The sequence below is a fragment of the Streptomyces sp. Inha503 genome, from assembly GCF_047215865.1.
Classification (GTDB): domain Bacteria; phylum Actinomycetota; class Actinomycetes; order Streptomycetales; family Streptomycetaceae; genus Streptomyces; species Streptomyces lycopersici.
Window position 1 is genome coordinate 4,858,626 of the sequence record NZ_CP178360.1, and the last position, 17,594, is coordinate 4,876,219.

The window sequence follows — 17,594 nt, forward strand, 5'->3', positions numbered from 1 at the left end:
GCCCTTACCGTTCATACCGCCGCCGCTCCACTACGGCAGCAGTCGCGTCGTGGTCGGCGGCAGGCCGTACTCCCCCGTGGCCGCCGTCCGCAGATGCTCCAGCATCACCCGGCGCAGCTCCCGCGCGGCCCGGGGCGGCGCGACGTCCTTACGGTGGGCGACGGCGATGGTGCGCTGCATGTCGTGGCCCGCGAACGGGGTGATCCGCAGCCCGGACCGGGCCGCCACCATCCCCGGCAGTACGGCGATGCCGAGCCCGGCCCGTACGAAGCCCAGCACCGCGTCCATCTCACCGCCCTCGACCGTGAAGGACGGCTCGAAACCGGCCGCCCGGCAGGCCGCCGTGGTGAATTCCCGCAGGTCGTAGCCGCGCCGGAACATCACCATCGGCCGGTCCCGCAGCTCCTCGACCTGGATCCGCCGGCGCCGGGTGGGCGGCGGGGACGCGGGTGAGGAGGCCACCACCAGCTCCTCCCGCAGCAGCTCGGTGGCGGCGAGGGCGGGGGCCTGGCCGAGTACCGGGGTGATGATCAGAGCGAGGTCCAGCTCGCCCGCGGAGAGCGTGCGGACCAGATCCTGGGAACCGCCCTCGTCCACGATCAGCTCGATGCCCGGGAACTCGTCGTGGAAGCGGCGCAGCACATCGGGGACGAAGCTGGCGCACAGGCTCGGCGTGGCTCCCAGCCGCACCCGGCCGCGCCGCAGCTGGGCGACCTCCTGGACCTCGCGGTGCGCGGTCTCGGTGTCGGCGAGGATCTGGCGGGCCAGTGGCAGCAGGGCCTCACCCGCGTCGGTGAGGGCGATGTTGCCGCGCGCCCGGTGGAAGAGATCGGCTCCCAGCTCCCGTTCGAGGGCGCGGATCTGCTGGGACAGCGAGGGCTGGGCGACATGCAGGAGCTCCGCGGCGCGGGTGAAGTGCCGGGTCTCCGCGACGGTGGCGAAATAACGCAGCTGATGCAACTGCACACCACGATGATAGGCACCGGCTATGGACGTCTCGCCACGGCGTGCCCAGGACGTATGGGCCCCTCTCGGGGATGCTCCCTCGGGGCGGGCGGAGCCGGGCGGGGAACCCGGCGGAACTCCGGAGGAAAGCAGGGCGCCACCCGGCGACCGGCCTCCAGGAGGGCGGCCGCCGCCGAGTGACGACATGCGCCCTACTGGTGGGCGGCCAGCGCCCGCATCCCCGGACTACAGGATTCCAGCAGCGAGGTGAGCTCCTCCTCGGCCAGCCTGCTCGCCGCGCCCGGCCGGCCACCGTCGAGGTGGGCGATGGACGCGTCCAGCCAGTCGCGGTGCGGTTCCACCCCGATGAACTCGGCGAGCCGGATCAGCTCCTTCTCCGGCTCCTCCAGCAGGGTCTCGTACGACAGCGCGGCGCGCTGCTCCGCCGGGACCTCGTCCAGCTTCCTCAGACCGTCGACGATCGTCTCGGACCACAGGGTGCCGAACGCGTCGATCGGGATGGGGCGGTCCCACACCAGCGCCGGGTCGTAGCGGTCGCTCAGCAGCGGGGCCAGGTCGGGCGGGAGCTGGTCCGCGTGCCGCGGCGTCAGCTGCCTCGGGGTCTCGAGACCGCAGTGGGCCGCCATCTCCCACAGCATCGGGATCATCCGGAAGCTGAAGTGGCGGCTCATCGAGACGGCACAGTCGGGGCCCTGTCGGTAGAGGTGCAGGAAGCGGGCCTCGGGGAAGGCGCGGTGCATCTCAGGTACGCGGCCGATGGACAGGCCGGTGCGCTCGACGACGGCTCCGGGGTTGCCGAACCGTGCGCCGAGGGTGGCGAAGAGGGCCGTCCAGTGGTCTGCCGGACGGCGGGTGGGCCAGGTGGTGACCTCGGCCGCCAACTCGTCGAAGAGCGCGTCGGGGTCGTCGGTCAGATGGGGCAGCACCATGACGCTGATGGCCGGGATACCGGTGGTCTCCGCGTCGAACCGCCGCTTGGGCATCCTGTGGTAAAGGAACTCGGGCGGGATGGCGCCATTTTTGATCATGCTATTGGTGACCACATTGGGCCTGGACAGAAATCCCCAGAAATCCGCACCGCTCAGCGGGGCCTCGTCCAGTATCTCCGAGTCGGGAATACTGGCGAACAATTCATTGATGCTGAGAACATCCGGATGAATATTGATAATCTGAGACAGAGCCGTCGAACCACACCGTCCGGTGCCGACGACAAATGTCAACTTCTGGTTGACCACGCGCACTTCCTCCCGTTCCTTGCTCGGACAACTAGTTGTTTCCCTAGTGGCCGTTCCCATAGTGGCCCATGACACACCGCGGTCGATTCGGTGGCCGCGGGCATGCTAATGGACGCCCCGGGCGACGATGACTCCGACCATCGAACAGGGGAAACACACACAACGGGATGCGAGAGGGCGAACTCAAGGTTCAGCCGCTTCCTACACTTTTGCGCAACTTTCACATCCGACAGGGGCGTTACCTTCAGGAACCCCCCAACTACCAGCGACGAAGCCCGATCTGAGAGTCGTCTCCGGACTTCACAACTCGACCCTGGGGACGGAACCGTAATCGAACAGTTTCTTCCGTGACGAGACGGTCATCTTTTCGTACCAACGGCACTGCTAGAGTGCGCATCCACCCCATACCCGTGACCCCGGGTTGGCATGCCCAACCAGGCCGGGTGGGGCGGGGAACAACGCGACATGACGCAGAGCAGCGATGCCGCCGCACAGGGTGCAGTAACGGAAGGGACAGGGGACCCGAACAGCGGCACGGTATTTCAAATCTCGGGGGACGATGCATTACCAGGTGCGCCATGCACGGTGATTCGCTTTCAAGACCCCTGCGCACACGGAAAATCGGGGAAGGTGTTTCGTACGTGTTGGTGGAGCGCGATCAGGAGATAGCCCGGCTCAATCGGCTCCTCTTCGAGGGCGCCCGCGAGGGAAGCCGGCTCGCCGTTATCAGCGGCGCCGTGACATCAGGAAAGACCGCACTTCTGCACACCGTGACGGATACGGCGGGCGGACGCGGCGTCCGGGTACTGCCCGCGGTCGCATCCGCCTCGGAGCAGAAGTTCCCCTACGCCGTGCTCGAGCAGCTCTACCAGGGCATGCCGACCCATCTTCAGCGTTCCCGGCCGCGCCCCGGCCTGGATGCGCCGCGCGACCCGAACGGCCCGGACCAGGCCGAGCTCCCGCTGCTCCAGGACTTCCACCGCACCCTCGACGAACTGACCGGCGACACCCCCCTGTTGATCGCCATCGACGATGTCCAGTTCGCCGACCTGCCCTCGCTGCGCTGCCTGGCGTACGGCATCCGGCGCTGCCGCTCGGGGGCGCTGTCCGTCGTGGTCAGCCGCGGGTCGCTGACCGGCCCCGCCGCCACCGCCCTGGACGAGCTGCTGCACGAGCCGAAGGTGTGCCACGTCCGGCTCGCCCCGCTCACCGTCGCGGGCGTCTCCGCCCTGCTGACCGGGGAGTTGGGCACCGAGGAGGCCGGGCGGCACGCCGCCGCGTACCACGAGATGACCGGCGGCAATCTGCTGCTGCTGCGCGGTCTGCTGGACGACCGGTTCTCCCGCCTCACCCGCGGCCCGCTCGACCCCGCGCCCGGTACGGACGCCCCGGTGGCCGGGGAGCTGTTCCGGCAGGCGGCGCTGTCCTGCGTCTACCGCGGCGGCCCGGCCCACCGCCGGGTGGCCCATGGGATCGCGCTGCTGGGTGACGCCACGTCCGTTCCCCTGCTGAGCAGGCTGATCGAGGTCGAGGAGCGGCTGGTCCGGCAGTCCGTCGCGCTGCTCACCGAGGTCGGGCTCCTGCACGGCGGACGGTTCCGCAGCGACGCGGTGCGCACCGTGCTCCTGGACGACCTGGAGCTGCACGAGCTCGGCCCGCTGCACCACCGGGCCGCCCGGCTGCTGTACGAGGAGGGCGCCGACCCCATCGACGTGGCCCGCCATCTGCTCAGCCACGAGTCGCCCGAGCCGGTCGAGGAGTGGATCACGCAGGCGCTGTGCGACGCGGCCGTGCACGCCATCGCCGCGGACCACAGGGAACTGGCCATGAACTGCCTCCAGATGGCCGACCGTTACACCACCGACGAGCGCGAGGCGCTTCAGCTCCAGGCCACGATGGTGCAGGCCATGTGGCCGTTCAACCCGCTGTCCCAGATGCGGCGGCTCCAGTCGCTGGCCGGTCCGGCGGGCAGCGGGCTGCTGCCCGCCCCCGAGACCATCCCGGTCGTCATCGGGCTGCTGGGTCTTGGCCGGATGGACGAGGCGGCCGCCGCGCTGGAGCAGCTCAGCCGGGCCGCCGCCGAGCACCCGGGCACCGAGCTGGACACCGGTCTTCGCGCCATCCGGCTCGCCCTGTCCTCCACCTACCCGGACCACCCCGAACTGTGGCCCTTCCTGGACCAGGGGGAGGCCGACGACGCCCCGTGGGACGCCCCGCTGGCGCCGGACCAGACCCCGGAGTCGCCCCATCTGACCGCGTTCCGCGCGCTGCGGACCGTACTGAGCCGCGGGGTCGACGAGCGCGCCGTACGGGCCGCGGAGCGGGTGCTGGAGACCGTACGGCTCTCGGACCGGACCATGCTGACGGTGCACGCCGCGCTCCAGACGCTGGTGTACGCCGACCGCCACGCCACCGCCACCACCTGGTGCGACCGGCTGATCGAGGAGACCTCCGAGCGCGGCGCCAAGGCGCTGCTGGCCTACTTCTGCGTGCTGCGGGCCCAGATCGCGCTGCGCGTGGGACGGCTGCGGGACACGGTCCGGTACGCCGAGCGGGCGCTGGAGGAGCTTCCGGCGCGCGGCTGGGGCGTCACCGTCGGCATGCCGCTGGGGATGCTGATCAACGCCCACACCGCGATGGGCAACCATGACGCGGCGGCCGAACTGCTCGCCCGCCCGGTGCCGGACGAGATGTACCGCAACCGCTTCGGACTGCACTACCTCTACGCACGGGCCAGGCACCAGCTGGCCACCGGCCGCCAGCACGCCGCCCTCACCGACTTCCGCGCCTGCGGCGAGAAGATGGCCGACTGGGGCCTTGACTCCCCCGCCACCCTGACCTGGCGGCTCGGCGCCGCCGAGACCTGGCTGACGCTGGGCGGCCAGGAGCGGGCGGCGCGGCTGGCGGAGGAGCAGCTGGAGCTGGCCGGGGAGTCTTCCTCGCGCACCCGGGGCGCGGCATTGCGGGTGCTGGCCGCCACCCGGCCGCGACAAGAGCGCATCGCCCTGCTCCAGCAGGCGGTGGGGGTGCTCCAGGCGAGCGGCGGCTGGTACGAGATGGCGCGGGCACTGGCGGACCTGGCGGAGGCGCACAAACAGCTCGGCGATCTGGACACCAGCCGGCTGATGACCCGTCGGGCGCTGCGGCTCGCGGACAGCTGCGGTGCCGACGAGCTGTCCCGCTCATTGCAGCGCACTCCGGCCCGTTCGGCCCTGTCGGAGGCGGCCCGTACCGGAGAGGATACTGCCGCCTTTTCCGAACTCTCCGATGCAGAAAGTCGAGTGGCAGCACTAGCAGCTTCCGGCTACACCAACCGCGAGATCGCCGCTAAGCTTTTCATCACGATCTCCACGGTGGAACAACACCTGACCCGTGTCTACCGGAAGATCAACATCAGCCAGCGCCGAGAACTGCCCGCGAGCCTGGATTTCGATGTCGCTTATACCGCCTGATCTCCCCGCGAAGCCACTCGGCTACAACGAGGTTGATGCCATGACGTGCGCCACCGCGTCCGCCACGACGATGCTCGTGCCGGATTTCCCCTTTTCCTACGACAGATGGCTGTCCCATCCAGCGGGTTTGGGCGTCCTGCCTGCCGCGATGCACGGAACCGAAGTCGCCGTCATCGGCGGCGGGATGTCCGGGCTGACCGCGGCCTATGAGCTTCTACGACTAGGACTTTCCCCAGTTCTTTATGAAGCGGAGCAACTGGGCGGCCGGATGCGCTCCACGCCCTTCCCCGGTAATCCGGAATACAAGGCGGAGATGGGCGCCATGCGCTTTCCCGTCGCCGCCCGGTCGCTGTTCCATTACATCGATCTGCTGGGCCTGTCCACTCGTCCTTTCCCTAATCCTTTGGCACCGGCCACCGCGAGCACGCTGATCGACCTGAACGGCGGTCAGGACCGGGCGCGCACCGCGGACGAGCTCCCGGAGGTCTACCAGGAGGTCGCCGCCGCCTGGGACAAGGCGCTCCAGGAGCGCGCCGACCTGGCCACGCTGCGGGACGCCATCCAGCGGCGGGACGTCGGCACGCTGAAGACCGTATGGAACTCGCTGGTCAAGGAGTTCGACGACCAGTCCTTCTACGGCTTCCTCGCCACCTCCTCCACCTTCCAGTCGTTCCGCCACCGGGAGATCTTCGGCCAGGTGGGCTTCGGCACCGGCGGCTGGGACACCGACTTCCCCAACTCGGTGCTGGAGATCCTGCGTGTCGTGGTCACCGAGGCCGACGACAACCAGGTGGGCATAGTCGGCGGCTCCTCCCAGGTGCCGAACGGGCTGTGGGAGCACCGGCCCGAGACGCTTCGGCACTGGCCGCGGGGCACCTCGCTGGCCTCGCTGCACGGCGGCCGGCCCCGGCCCGCGGTCACCCGGCTGCGGCGGACCGCCGACGGCATCCGGGTGACGGACGAGAGCGGAGAGGAGCGAGAGTTCCCCGCGGTGGTCTTCAGCCCGCATGTGTGGACGCTGCTGAACCGGGTCGACTGCGATCCGACGCTGCTGTCCACTCCGCAGTGGACGGCCGTGGAGCGCACCCACTACATGGGCGCGTCCAAGCTTTTCGTCCTGGTCGACCGGCCGTTCTGGCGGGACACCGACCCGGCCACCGGCCAGGACGCGATGAGCATGACGCTCACCGACCGGATGCCGCGCGGGGTCTATCTGTTCGACGACGGGCCCGACCGGCCCGGTGTGATGTGCCTGTCGTACACCTGGAACGACGACTCGCTGAAGGTCGCCACGCTCTCCGCCGAGGAGCGGCTGGAGACGCTGCTGACCAAGCTGGCCGCGATCTATCCGGACGTGGACATCCGGTCGCACATCATCGCGGGGCCGCTGACCGTCACCTGGGAGACCGAGCCCCGCTTCATGGGGGCGTTCAAGAACAATCTGCCCGGCCACTACCGCTATCAGCGACGGCTGTTCACCCAGTTCATGCAGGACGGGACGGATCCGGCGAGGCAGGGCTTCTTCCTGTGCGGGGACGACGTCTCCTGGACGGCCGGTTTCGCCGAGGGAGCGGTGACCACGGCGCTGAACGCGGTGTGGGGCGTGCTCCGCCACCTCGGCGGCACCACCCATCCGGACAACCCCGGCCCCGGCGATCTCTTCGACACCTTCGCGCCGCTGGAGCTTCCGTACGACTGACGGCCACGGCGTCACACACAGGGCGCACAGGTTACACAGGGCTCACAGGGGGAGCCGTCGCGCGCCGTCGGCTCCCCCCGTCATGTCTCAGCCCCGGGCCAGCTGTTCGAGGCGGCGCTTGTCCGGCTTGCCGTTCCGGTTGAGCGGGAAGTTCTCCAGCACCTCGACCCGGTTGGGCTGTTCGTAGACCGGGAGCACCTGGCACAGCCGCTCCCGCCAGTGCTTGGCGTCCCGCAGTTCCTCGTCCTCCACGAAGAAGACCAGCTGCTCATCACCGGCGCGGCGCTCGTCGGGGAGCGGCACGATCCGGGTGGAGATCTCGGCGAGGGCCGCCTTCCGCTCGATCAGCTCGGGGTAGAGCGTGTAGCCGGAGCGGTGCACCGCGAACTTCCGCCCCAGGACGAAGAGGTTGTCCTGCTCGTCGAGATAGCCGAGGTCGCCGGTGGACTGCCAGCCGGTGGGCACGGCGTCGATGGTGCCGTCCGCCGCGAGGTGGCCCTCGAGCGCGTCCGGGGTGTCGACCTCGATCTCGCCGGCCTCACCGGGGGCGGCCGGGTGGCCGTCCTCGTCGATGACGCGCAGCTTGATGCCGTCCATGGCCCGGCCGCAGGAGACCGGGTTCTCCAGGGTGGCGAAGGCGATGTTGCCGAGCTCGGTGCTGCCGTAGCTGTCCAGCAGCGGCAGCCCGAATTCGGCCACGTAGCGCTCGGAGAGCGCGCCGTCCAGCGGTGCGGCGCCCGAGCAGAACATCCGGACGCCCTCCAACTGGGCCCGCAGCGACGGCTTCCGGCCGACCAGGTTGAGCATGGTGCGGTAGCTGGACGGGGTGGCGTCGATCACCGTGGCGCCGGTCCGTCCGGCCATCTGGACGGCCCGGTCCAGGCGCTTGTACGGGGCGATGACCAGCGAGCAGCGGGTGAGCCAGGCGATGAGCACCATGGACAGCCCGTACTGGTGGGCGAAGGGCAGCAGCGGCAGCAGTACGTCGTCCGGCCGGTGCCCGACCTGGGCGGCGTTGCGCTCCAGGTTGGTGAGGAACTTGGCGCCGGACTTGACGGCGCCCTTGGGCTCGCCGGTGGAGCCGGAGGTCCACATGATCAGGCCGTCGCGCCGGTCGGCCCAGGCGTCGAAGGACAGCTCCCGGGCGGTGAGGGGGCGCCCGGCGGCCGGGGCGATCAGCTCGTAGAGGTTCACCGTACGGATGTCGTCGTGGATCGGGGCGTCGTCGTCCACGAAGGCGATCGCGGCGCCGGTGCGCTCCGCTATCCGCCGGGTCTCGTCCGGGTGCTCCTGCTGGTCGATCAGGACGATGGAGGCTCCCACGTGCATGAGCGCGAACAGCACGCTCACGTAGGCGGCGGAGTTGCCCGCCTTGAAGATGACGCGGTCGCCGTGGGTCACCCCGTGCTCGCGGATCACATCGGCGACGCGCAGCGCGTCCAGCTCGAAGTCGGCCAGGGTCTGCACCGAGTCGAGCGCGTAGATCTTCGCGGTCATCGAACGTACTCTTTTCCTTTTCGCTCAGGAGTACGGGCAGCCCTGGGCGGGTCCCCCTAGGCTCCCTGGTCTTCGGCGCCGGCTTCCCACTCGGCGTCGACGGGGTCTTGGGAGAGCAGCTGGTCGTGCACCAGGTTGACGACCTCTCTCCGGCTCGAGTCGAGGTAGTAGCGGGAACCGGGAAACACCTCGAGGTCGAATCGTCCGCTCGTCCGCCGCCGCCAGGCCCGTACGCCGCGCAGCGGGGTCTTGGGGTCGCCCTCACCGGCGAGGGCGACGATCCGGCAGCCGAGCGCCGGGGGCCCCAGGGTCATGCCCCAGTGCGCGGTCCGGCCGGAGACGAACAGGGTCAGCAGCGGCGTCCCGGTCTCCCGTTCCACGCGCTCGGCGACGCGGTAGGCGAGATCGGCGCCGGCCCGGTGGCCGAAGAAGGCCAGCGGGCGGTCCATCCACTCCCCCAGCGCACCGAAAATCCGGTCCGCGAGGCCGGCGGAGTCGGTCAGCCGCTCATCGTCCTCGAGCCCGGTATACAGCGGGTACTGGATCGCCAACACCTCCACCGTGGGCAGCAGAAGCTCGGACAGTGAGAGGTAGTACGCGGTGGAGTGGGCGGATTCCGGGAAACAGATCAGCCGGAAACTGCTCGGAGTTTCCGTTTGCAATATCCGAATAAGGCCCACATCATCGGGCTTGATCTGGCTCAAGGAGTACATCCCCGCGATTGCACTGAGGGGCCGGGCACGAGTGCACGGTGGGGCGCGTCGACCACGCTCGTCCGAGATGCTGACTCCGTGAGGCTATGAGCCCTTCTCCGGGGCCACAACCCCTAGTAACCGCTATTCGAGGTACGCGCTATATGCGGGTACCGCGCCCGTCCCGACGTGGCGCGGGACACAGGCGGGCGCCCCCTAAGGCCCCCTCACCGGTGCCACTACCCCCTAATCTGGGGGCAGTTAGGGGCCAGGAGTCAAGCTGTCGTGTTAAACATGTGCAAAGTAATGGTCTCCTCAAGCCAATTAAATCGGTGCGACGACAGCGATGAACACAACACGTCCTATTGATTTCGCCGTCGTTGTCGACGGCTTGGTCAAGAAGTACCCCGGCCGGCCCGTTCCGGCTGTCGACAATCTCAGCTTCACCGTCAGGCACGGTGAGGTCTTCGGCTTCCTCGGGCCCAACGGAGCGGGTAAGACCACCACCATCGGCATCCTGACCACCCGTGTCGCGCCCAGCGGCGGACGTGCCTTCGTACAGGGCGTCGACGTGGTACGCAGGCCGGCGGTGGCCCGGCAGTCCTTCGCCATCGTGCCGCAGCGCAACAACCTGGACCGGTCACTGACGATCCGTCAGAACCTGACCTTCCACGCCGGCTACCACGGTCTCTCGCGCTCGGAGCGCAACCGCCTGGCGGACGAGAGCCTGGAGTGGGTCGGCCTCGGCGACCATGCCAAGGCCCGGGCGGACCAGGTCTCCGGCGGTCAGGCACAGCGCGTGATGATCGCGCGAGCTCTGATGCACCGCCCCCGGGTGCTGTTCCTGGACGAGCCGGCCACCGGCCTCGACCCACAGTCCCAGATCTTCGTGCGCGACCGGGTCGCCGAACTCAAGACCCGTGGCGTCACGGTGGTGATCACCACCCACGACATGGAGGAAGCGTCCAAGCTCTGTGACCGGATCGGCATCGTCGACCACGGCAAGCTGCTCGCCCTGGACACCCCCGAGGCGCTGACCAGCCGGATGAGCAACACCGCGCTGACCGTCACGGTGCGCCCGCCGCACAGCGGGATGAACGGCGTGGTCCACCTGGTGCAGGGCCTCGGGGTCGCCGAGCGGGTCGAGGTGCTCCAGGCCGACGACGACATGGCCGCCCTCATGCAGGGCGCCGGGGCCGCGGGCGTCAACGACGGCACCTTCCGGATGAAGGTCTACAGCAACGCGCCGTCCTCCGTGCTTCTGCCCACGGTCATCAAGGCCCTGACCGACACCGAGTGCGAAATCAAGGACCTGAATGTGAGCAAGGCGAGCCTGGAAGACGTCTTTGTCGACCTGACGGGGAAGGAGATGCGATGAGCTCCTCCTCACGACCCACGTCATCGGCCGACGGACCCCACGGCGGCAAGGCCGCCGGGGAGCAGCCCGCGAGCGGCGCGGCGACGCCCCCGCACCAGGGCGGCCAGGGTTCCGGTGGCCAGGGTTCCGGCGGCCGGGGCGGTGAGCGGTCCTCCGCGACACACAGGCCCGTCGACCCCAGGACCCCCGGCGCCGGGCCGGACGGGACCCGGCCCACCGATCCGCGGAACGCCGACACCAAGTCGTCCGCCGAGGACGACGGCTTCGAGGACACCCGGACCGTGCTCGTACGGTCCAAGCCGTCCGCCCCGCGTCCCGGGCCCGAGGCCCAGGCCCCGCGTCCGGGCGCCGAGGTCCAGAGGGCCGCACCACACGCCCCGAACGCCCCGCACGCGTCGAACGCCCCTCACGCCCAGAACGCCCCGCACGCACCGGTCAAGCACGAGAACCGGCCGCACGACCCCCGGCACCACGAGAGCCGGCCGCAGGAGCACCGGCACCACGACGCCAGGGGCATGGGCGCCCCGCACGGCGGCGGGGACATCGGCGACACCCTGACGCTGGTCATCAAGCCGATACCGGCCCCGTCGGCGACCCAGGCCGCACAGGACGCCAAGGCCGCGCTGAACGCCATCATCGCGGCGGCGGACGCCCGTTCGGGGCTCGTGGAGCCCGAGCCCGAACCGGAGCCCGAACTCGAGCTCGACCTGCCCGACTCCAAGCGCCGCGGCGGGCGTCACCGGCGCCGCGCCAACCGGTGGCGGACGTTCTTCTTCATCCTGTGGCGCGACATCTTCGTCACCGGCCGCGAGATGGGCCCCTTCCTGGGCCAGGTCATCGTGGAACCGTTCTTCATGCTGTTCGTCTTCGGCAAGGTGCTCGGCGAGATCGGCTTCACCCAGCCCGGCTTCCAGCAGGTGCTGCTGCCCGGTGTGGTGGCGCTCAACAGCTTCCTGGTCGCCCTACAGAACACCGCGCTGCCACTGGCCATCGACTTCTCCTGGACCAAGGAGATCGAGGACCGATTGCTCGCGCCCATCCCGGTCGCGCTGGTGGCGGTGGAGAAGGCGGTCTTCGGCGCGATGCGCGGTCTGATCGGCTCGCTGGTCATGATCCCGATCGGTCTTGCGCTGCTGGACGACGTCTCCTGGCCGCTGGACAAGATGCCGGTGACGCTGGGCATCCTCAGCCTCGGCGGACTCGTCGGCGGCTGCGTCGGCCTCACCTTGGGCACCCTGGCGCCCGCGCGTCATATCTCCATCGTCTTCGCCATGACGCTGACCCCGATCATGTTCACCGGGGCCACGCAGTTCCCGTGGCGGAGCCTGGAGACCGTCCGCTGGTTCCAGGTGCTGTGCACCTTCAACCCGCTGACCTACGTCACCGAGGCGATGCGCGGACTGCTGCTGGACCCCGGGCCCAAGACGCCGGAGTCGATCCCGCTGTGGATCTGCTTCTCCGCCATCGGGGCGGCCATCCTGGTCTTCGGGATGATCGGCATCCGGGGCTTCAACCGCCGGGCGCAGGACTGAGCCACGGCAGGACTTGAGAGTAAGGCACCACACCATGACGGCATCCGAGCAGACGAAGACAGCCATCGTTTTCCCGGGCATGGGACCCTCCGGCTTCTCCGAAGTGGGCAGGTTCCTCACGCTCGACCCGTTCGCCCGGAAGCGGCTCGCCGAGGCCGACGAGGCGCTGGGCTACTCGGTCTTCGACCGGCTCCGCGACTCCGAGGACGACTACTCCGAGGCCACCCAGATCGCCTTCCTGGTGAACTCGATGGCCTCGGCGGACCGGGCGGAGCAGGAACACGGACTGGCCCCCGACCTGTGCGTGGGCCCCAGCTTCGGGCAGAAGGCGGCCGCCGCCTACGTCAGTTCGCTGCCGTTCCCCGAGGTGGTGCGGCTCACCGCGGAGCTGGCCCGCTGTGAGCACGCGTACTTCGCCGAGGAGTACCAGGACGCGGTCACCCACACCTTCGTCCGCACTCCGCGGGAGAAGCTGACGGAGATCCTCACCGAGCTCGGCGAGCGCGATGAGTGGTACGACTACTCCGGCTATCTCGACGACGGCTTCTTCATGGTGTCGCTGCGCGAGACCGAGCTGGAGTGGTTCAAGAAGGCGATCAGCCAGGCCGGCGGCTACTCCATGTACACCATGGTCCCGGCGGTGCACGCGCCCGCGTTCGCGGAGCTGCGGCGCCGGGCCGCCGAGGAGATCCTGCCCAAGTACGACATCCTCGACCCGAAGCTGCCCGTGGTCACCGACCAGGACGGCACCATCGTGACCACGGCCGACGGGCTGCGCACGATGCTGCTGGACACCTTCGATCTGCCGATCCACTGGCCGAAGGTGGTGGACACGCTGAAGGGCGCCGGGGTGTCGAAGATGTTCATCACCGGACCGGACAACCTCTTCCACCGGCTGGACCGCACCAAGTCCAACTTCGAGGTGGTGACGGTGGGCCCGGGCAAGCGCTCACGGCCCCCTCGTAAGCGCTGATAACGGCGTAACACGCAGCGCGGCGGGTAATACCCCGCTCAACGCCCCGTCTTCCCCGAGTTGACGGGGCGTTGGCGCGAGGGGGATGTCCGAGGTGCGCCGTTCGCCCCCGCACCTCAGGGGTGGTTGCCGGTTTCCCGGAAGATGGTGAGCGCCTTCGTCCGGGCGTCGATCGCCTTCTTAAATTGCCCCGTCGACAACAGAGCGTTGCTGAGATTGTGCAAGGCTAGGCCCTCAAGGTGGCGGTCGCCGGTTTCCCGGAAGATGGTGAGCGCCTTCGTTTGGACGTCGATGGCTTCCTTGAATCGCTCCGCCTTCATCAAAGTGGCGCCGAGGTTGTGCAATGCCAATCCTTCACGGTGGCGATCGCCGAGGTCGTGGTAGATGGCCGCAGCCCGGGTGTGAGCGTCGACAGCCTCGCTCAACCGTCCCATCTCGCCCAGAGGCCGACCGAGATTGTTCAGCGCTTGGCTTTCACCATGGCGGTCACTGCTCTCACGGAAAATAGCGGCGGCCTGGGTATAGGCATCGATGGCCTCGCCGAACCGTCCTACCTCGACCAGAGCCAGGCCATGGTTGTTCAGCGCAATGCCTTCACGGTGGCGATCGCCGACCTCACCGTAGATCGCGGCGGCCTTGGCATGAGCATTGATGGCCTGGTCGAACTGCCGCAGCCCGACCAGAGCACGGCCAAGGTTGTTCAACGCGAGTGCTTCACTGTGGCGGTCACAGTGGGTGCGAAAGATGGTGGCAGCCGCCGCATGGTATTCAATGGCCCTTTCGAACTGCCGCAGCTCGGTCAAGACGCCGCCAGCGTTGTTTAGCGCATGGGCAGCATCCTGGCGGTTGCCAGTCTTATTGAAAATGGCGGCCGCCTGGGTGTAGGCGATGAGAGCATCGTCGAACCGCCGCAGCTCATTTAGGGTGATGCCGAGGTTGCTGAGCGCATGCCCTTCCCTCTGGCCGTCGCCGGTTTCACGGAAAATGGTGACCGCCTGGGTATGCGCGGTGATGGCATCGTCGAACCGCCGCAGCCCAGTCAGCGCGCTGCCGAGATTCGTCAGCGCCCCCGCTTCACCGTCGCGGTCCCCCAGGCCGCGATAGACGATTGCGGCCTTGTCGTGGGCGTCGATGGCCTCGCCGAACCGCCGCAGCCCGGCAAAGGCAAGACCGAGCTGGTTCAGCGCCACTGCTTCACCGCAGCGGTCATCAAACTCACGACAAATGGCCAGGGCCGTCGTCGTGACGGTCACCCAGTCATCAAAGGCATAGCAGTCGTGAAGGTACCGGGTAAGAGCATCCGCAAGGTCGAAGCTGGTTTTCTGGAGGCCGAATTGCGGAGCGGCAGTGACGGTGGCAATGAGGTTAGGGCGTTCGGCATCCAGCCAGGCCAGCGCGCCATCGCGGTCCGGAAAACAGGCCGAGGGGGTGCCGCGTCTCGTGTCCAGATGGGTGCTGGCGGCCTCCGCGGTGGTCTGGTAGTAGGCAAAGAGACGGGAGCGGGCCACGTTACGTTCATCGCTGTCGGCGTGGAGGCGGCCCTTCTCGTCGGCATACAGGCGCACAAGGTCGTGAAACCGCCAGCGGCCCCAGACGTGGGCAGGTTCGAGCAGGTGGGCGCGGGCCAGGTCTTGAAGGAGTCCCTCCACCTCGTACAGGTCGTCGTCGGCAAGGTTGGCAGCGCTCTCGGTAGAAAGGTCGTCGCCAGGGTTGAGCGACAGCAACCGGAACAGGCGGGCCTGTTGGTGGCCGAGGTGCTGGTGGGAGAGATCGAAGGCAGCGCGTACCGCGCGCTCCTCGCGGCGGAGCCGGTCCAGCCGGCGGTGCTCTGCTTCAAGGGCCAGAGCCAGGGAGACCAGCGGCCGCTTAGGAGCATCAGCCAGTAGGGCGGCTGCGATACGCAGGGCCAGCGGCAGGCCGGCACAAAGCCGGGCGATGGCTTTCGCGTGCTCTGGCTCGTCCTGCACACGGGTGTCGCCAGGGCCAAGGGCATTGTGCAGGGCTTGATTCAGCAACTCGATGGAGGATCGCACGTCGAGGACGTCGAGGTCGTGCAGTCGAGCGTCGACATCCAGAGTGTGACGGGAGGTGAGCAGAGCAGCGGTGGTGCCATCGGTGGGCAGCAGAGGGCGAGCTTGCTCCTCGTCGGAGGCGTTGTCGATGACGACCAGTATCCGCCGTCCCTGTTCCGCGAAGGCGGCCAGCACACTGCGATACAGCCGCGTACGGTCCTGTAGACCGTCGGGGATGTGTTCGCCGGGCATTCCCAGAGCCCGTAACAGACCGTCCAGGGCGTGATCTGGAGGCAGTCGGCGCTCCCTGTCGTAGCCGAACATGTCGACGAACAGCACGCCGCCGGGAAACCAGCCCGGCTCCTTCAACGCCCGGGTGGCTGTCTGTACGACCAGTTCGGTCTTGCCAACTCCGGCCATCCCCGCCACCGCCGCTAGCAGCGGTGCTTTCCGCTGCCCCCTGCCTGGAGCGAGGCCCTCGAGTAACCGCTCCACCTGCTCCTCACGACCGGTGAAAGTGCCGGACGCTGGAGGGAGTGCGGACAGCGCCGGGGTGACCTGCGGCGGCAACTGTACGGTGATGTCCCGCCCCTGGATCACGGCGTGGAAGAACACACCACCATTGATTGTGTTCGACGCCGCCCCGCTCGCGCCGTCCCGCCCGATGGCATTTGCCTCGGCCATGCCGCTCAGCCCTGTGGCGACGGGCTCAGCCCCGTCCACGTCATCGGATCCATCTCGCACCCCCGTTGGCACATCGGTTGCTCACCGACGGTAAACACAATAGGGGGAGCGGCACCCGGGTTGGAACAGGTTGACAGACCGTGTAACGCCTGCGTCGACCAGCTGGGCACACCATGACGACGGCCCCCGGTCCGGGGGCCGATCGCTTCGGTGGCTGGTTGCCGACTGGGTCAGGTGGTGGGGAACTCCCCGCGCCTGACGGCAGAGAGGAACGACGACCAGGCGGTCAGCTCGAACGTGAGCGCCGGGCCGTGCGGGTCCTTGCTGTCACGGACGGGGACCACGCCGCGCGAGGCGACGAGGTTGGCGGCGACCTCTATGCAGGCGCCGCCGTTGTTGCTGTACGAGGACTTGAACCAACGCGGGGATTCGGTCGTCATGGGGTGCCCTTCCGCAACTGGCTGATCATGGCTACAGACTGAGCCTGAGAAGGCGCTTCGGCCTGTAGCTGATGGTAGGCCGTCAGTATGGGCAGGACGAACTTGCTGTCCCGTTCGAAGTGGCCCCGCTGGGCGGACTCCGCGTAGGACATGAGCGAACGGTCCGGCATCGTCAGGACGTAGAGCGGCAGGTCGAACGGGCGGCGCGTCCCCATGTCGAACGGGGCGACCTGAAGCACGGTGTTCGGCAGCTCGGCGAACTCGGCCAGCCGTGCCAACTGGGCGTCCATGACGGCCGGTTCGCCGATGGGGCGGCGGATGCAGCTTTCGTCCAGCACCACGAAGACATGCGGCGGGGATGTCCGGACGAGCGTGGCTTGCCGCTCCGCGACGAGCGCCACCCGCTCCTGCGCCTGCTCGGCGGTGATCGCTCCCCTCTTGACGGCGCTCTCCGCCAGGACCGTCGCGTACTCCGGTGTCTGGAGCAGACCGGGGATGACGCCCACCAGCAAGACCACGGCGTGCCAGAAAGGGTGCGCACTGTGCACCACCCCCGGCGACTTCGGGCCTCACAACCCCACCGAGCCACGCTCGGGCCTGTGCCCCGCGTGCGTCGTGGCCGGAAAGCCCACCCGCGACGGCCTTGAGCAGGCCGTGGTGATCGTCGCCGGACAGACCCTCACGGGAGCCGAAACCCTCGACCTGGCCGATGCCACGCCCGAAGAACTGGCCTACCACCTCGGCGCGGTGAAACGGAGCCTGCGCAGTCTGCTCCAACTCCTCGCCCCCGTAGCGGGAGAGGAGAGCCGCTGATGGCCGACAGCCACCCTGACCGGAACGAACGGCCGAAGATGACGATGCGCGTCTACACCATGGCGCGCAACGGGATCGTCACCACCCGACGCGCGATGGTGACCGTCCTCGACGGGAAGCAGAGCGACACCTACTCGTTGGGGCAGGTGTGGCCACCGTGCCAGTGCCCCCGCCATCGCGACCACAACAACCCCGGCCGATTCAGGCTCCTCTGAACACGA

General features: G+C 68.6%; 13 protein-coding genes and 1 pseudogene. 7 read left to right on the top strand and 7 right to left on the bottom strand.

Going from position 1 to position 17,594, the window contains the following annotated elements:
* Positions 1 to 30 precede the first annotated feature (30 nt).
* Together ACJX2R_RS20380 and ACJX2R_RS20385 are read right to left on the bottom strand one after the other, a co-directional pair.
* Entirely contained in the window at positions 31 to 966 is a 936-nt protein-coding gene (locus ACJX2R_RS20380; protein WP_413101292.1) for a LysR family transcriptional regulator, read from the bottom strand.
* Positions 967 to 1,157: 191 nt separating this feature from the next.
* On the bottom strand, positions 1,158 to 2,261 hold the full coding sequence (locus ACJX2R_RS20385; protein WP_413101293.1) for a sulfotransferase: 1,104 nt from the start codon (positions 2,259 to 2,261) through the stop codon (positions 1,158 to 1,160).
* Positions 2,262 to 2,842: 581 nt separating this feature from the next.
* Here ACJX2R_RS20385 and ACJX2R_RS20390 point away from each other — a divergent pair.
* Complete coding sequence (locus ACJX2R_RS20390; RefSeq protein WP_413101294.1) at positions 2,843 to 5,653, top strand: AAA family ATPase; 2,811 nt, start codon at positions 2,843 to 2,845, stop codon at positions 5,651 to 5,653.
* A gap of 40 nt (positions 5,654 to 5,693) precedes the next feature.
* A complete protein-coding gene (locus ACJX2R_RS20395; protein WP_413101295.1) occupies positions 5,694 to 7,352 on the top strand; it encodes a flavin monoamine oxidase family protein in 1,659 nt (552 codons plus the stop codon).
* 87 nt (positions 7,353 to 7,439) lie between these two features.
* Here ACJX2R_RS20395 and ACJX2R_RS20400 read toward each other — a convergent pair whose 3' ends face one another.
* Positions 7,440 to 8,849 (bottom strand): class I adenylate-forming enzyme family protein, encoded by a 1,410-nt coding sequence (locus tag ACJX2R_RS20400; RefSeq protein WP_413101296.1) that lies wholly within the window; start codon positions 8,847 to 8,849, stop codon positions 7,440 to 7,442.
* A 56-nt stretch (positions 8,850 to 8,905) separates the two neighbouring features.
* Positions 8,906 to 9,562 (bottom strand): thioesterase II family protein, encoded by a 657-nt coding sequence (locus ACJX2R_RS20405; RefSeq protein WP_413101297.1) that lies wholly within the window; start codon positions 9,560 to 9,562, stop codon positions 8,906 to 8,908.
* Between the two features lie 325 nt (positions 9,563 to 9,887).
* On the opposite strand from ACJX2R_RS20405, the gene ACJX2R_RS20410 reads away from it, so the two are divergent.
* Genes ACJX2R_RS20410 through ACJX2R_RS20420 form a run of 3 tightly spaced genes read left to right on the top strand, consistent with a single transcriptional unit; the run spans position 9,888 to position 13,424 of the window.
* A complete protein-coding gene (locus tag ACJX2R_RS20410) occupies positions 9,888 to 10,919 on the top strand; it encodes an ABC transporter ATP-binding protein (protein WP_262699919.1) in 1,032 nt (343 codons plus the stop codon).
* On the top strand, positions 10,916 to 12,451 hold the full coding sequence (locus tag ACJX2R_RS20415; protein WP_413101298.1) for an ABC transporter permease: 1,536 nt from the start codon (positions 10,916 to 10,918) through the stop codon (positions 12,449 to 12,451). Before ACJX2R_RS20410 ends, ACJX2R_RS20415 begins: the two co-directional genes overlap by 4 nt.
* Positions 12,452 to 12,485: 34 nt before the next feature.
* Positions 12,486 to 13,424, top strand: a complete 939-nt coding sequence (locus ACJX2R_RS20420; protein WP_413101299.1) for an ACP S-malonyltransferase — start codon at positions 12,486 to 12,488, stop codon at positions 13,422 to 13,424.
* Positions 13,425 to 13,540: 116 nt separating this feature from the next.
* Here ACJX2R_RS20420 and ACJX2R_RS20425 read toward each other — a convergent pair whose 3' ends face one another.
* From ACJX2R_RS20425 to ACJX2R_RS20435, 3 genes and pseudogenes are all read right to left on the bottom strand, one after another.
* Positions 13,541 to 16,159: a tetratricopeptide repeat protein gene (locus ACJX2R_RS20425; RefSeq protein WP_413101300.1), complete on the bottom strand. Its 2,619-nt coding sequence runs from the start codon at positions 16,157 to 16,159 to the stop codon at positions 13,541 to 13,543.
* 191 nt (positions 16,160 to 16,350) lie between these two features.
* Positions 16,351 to 16,560 (bottom strand): DUF397 domain-containing protein, encoded by a 210-nt coding sequence (locus ACJX2R_RS20430; protein WP_413101301.1) that lies wholly within the window; start codon positions 16,558 to 16,560, stop codon positions 16,351 to 16,353.
* Positions 16,557 to 17,066, bottom strand: a pseudogene (locus tag ACJX2R_RS20435) (DUF5753 domain-containing protein); the annotation flags it as partial. The gene ACJX2R_RS20430 and the pseudogene ACJX2R_RS20435, both read right to left, overlap by 4 nt.
* On the opposite strand from ACJX2R_RS20435, the gene ACJX2R_RS20440 reads away from it, so the two are divergent.
* Both ACJX2R_RS20440 and ACJX2R_RS20445 read left to right on the top strand, forming a co-directional pair.
* Positions 17,056 to 17,373 (top strand): hypothetical protein, encoded by a 318-nt coding sequence (locus tag ACJX2R_RS20440; RefSeq protein WP_413101302.1) that lies wholly within the window; start codon positions 17,056 to 17,058, stop codon positions 17,371 to 17,373. The pseudogene ACJX2R_RS20435 and the gene ACJX2R_RS20440 overlap by 11 nt on opposite strands.
* Positions 17,373 to 17,588: a hypothetical protein gene (locus ACJX2R_RS20445; RefSeq protein WP_413101303.1), complete on the top strand. Its 216-nt coding sequence runs from the start codon at positions 17,373 to 17,375 to the stop codon at positions 17,586 to 17,588. Before ACJX2R_RS20440 ends, ACJX2R_RS20445 begins: the two co-directional genes overlap by 1 nt.
* Positions 17,589 to 17,594 lie beyond the last annotated feature (6 nt).

Coding starts and splice junctions, on each gene's coding strand:
- ACJX2R_RS20405 (WP_413101297.1), bottom strand. CDS start 9,562: ATGTACTCCTTGAGCCAGATCAAGCCCGATGATGTGGGCCTTATTCGG.
- ACJX2R_RS20410 (WP_262699919.1), top strand. CDS start 9,888: ATGAACACAACACGTCCTATTGATTTCGCCGTCGTTGTCGACGGCTTG.
- ACJX2R_RS20440 (WP_413101302.1), top strand. CDS start 17,056: ATGACGCCCACCAGCAAGACCACGGCGTGCCAGAAAGGGTGCGCACTG.
- ACJX2R_RS20400 (WP_413101296.1), bottom strand. CDS start 8,849: ATGACCGCGAAGATCTACGCGCTCGACTCGGTGCAGACCCTGGCCGAC.
- ACJX2R_RS20430 (WP_413101301.1), bottom strand. CDS start 16,560: ATGACGACCGAATCCCCGCGTTGGTTCAAGTCCTCGTACAGCAACAAC.
- ACJX2R_RS20385 (WP_413101293.1), bottom strand. CDS start 2,261: ATGGGAACGGCCACTAGGGAAACAACTAGTTGTCCGAGCAAGGAACGG.
- ACJX2R_RS20415 (WP_413101298.1), top strand. CDS start 10,916: ATGAGCTCCTCCTCACGACCCACGTCATCGGCCGACGGACCCCACGGC.
- ACJX2R_RS20395 (WP_413101295.1), top strand. CDS start 5,694: ATGACGTGCGCCACCGCGTCCGCCACGACGATGCTCGTGCCGGATTTC.
- ACJX2R_RS20420 (WP_413101299.1), top strand. CDS start 12,486: ATGACGGCATCCGAGCAGACGAAGACAGCCATCGTTTTCCCGGGCATG.
- ACJX2R_RS20445 (WP_413101303.1), top strand. CDS start 17,373: ATGGCCGACAGCCACCCTGACCGGAACGAACGGCCGAAGATGACGATG.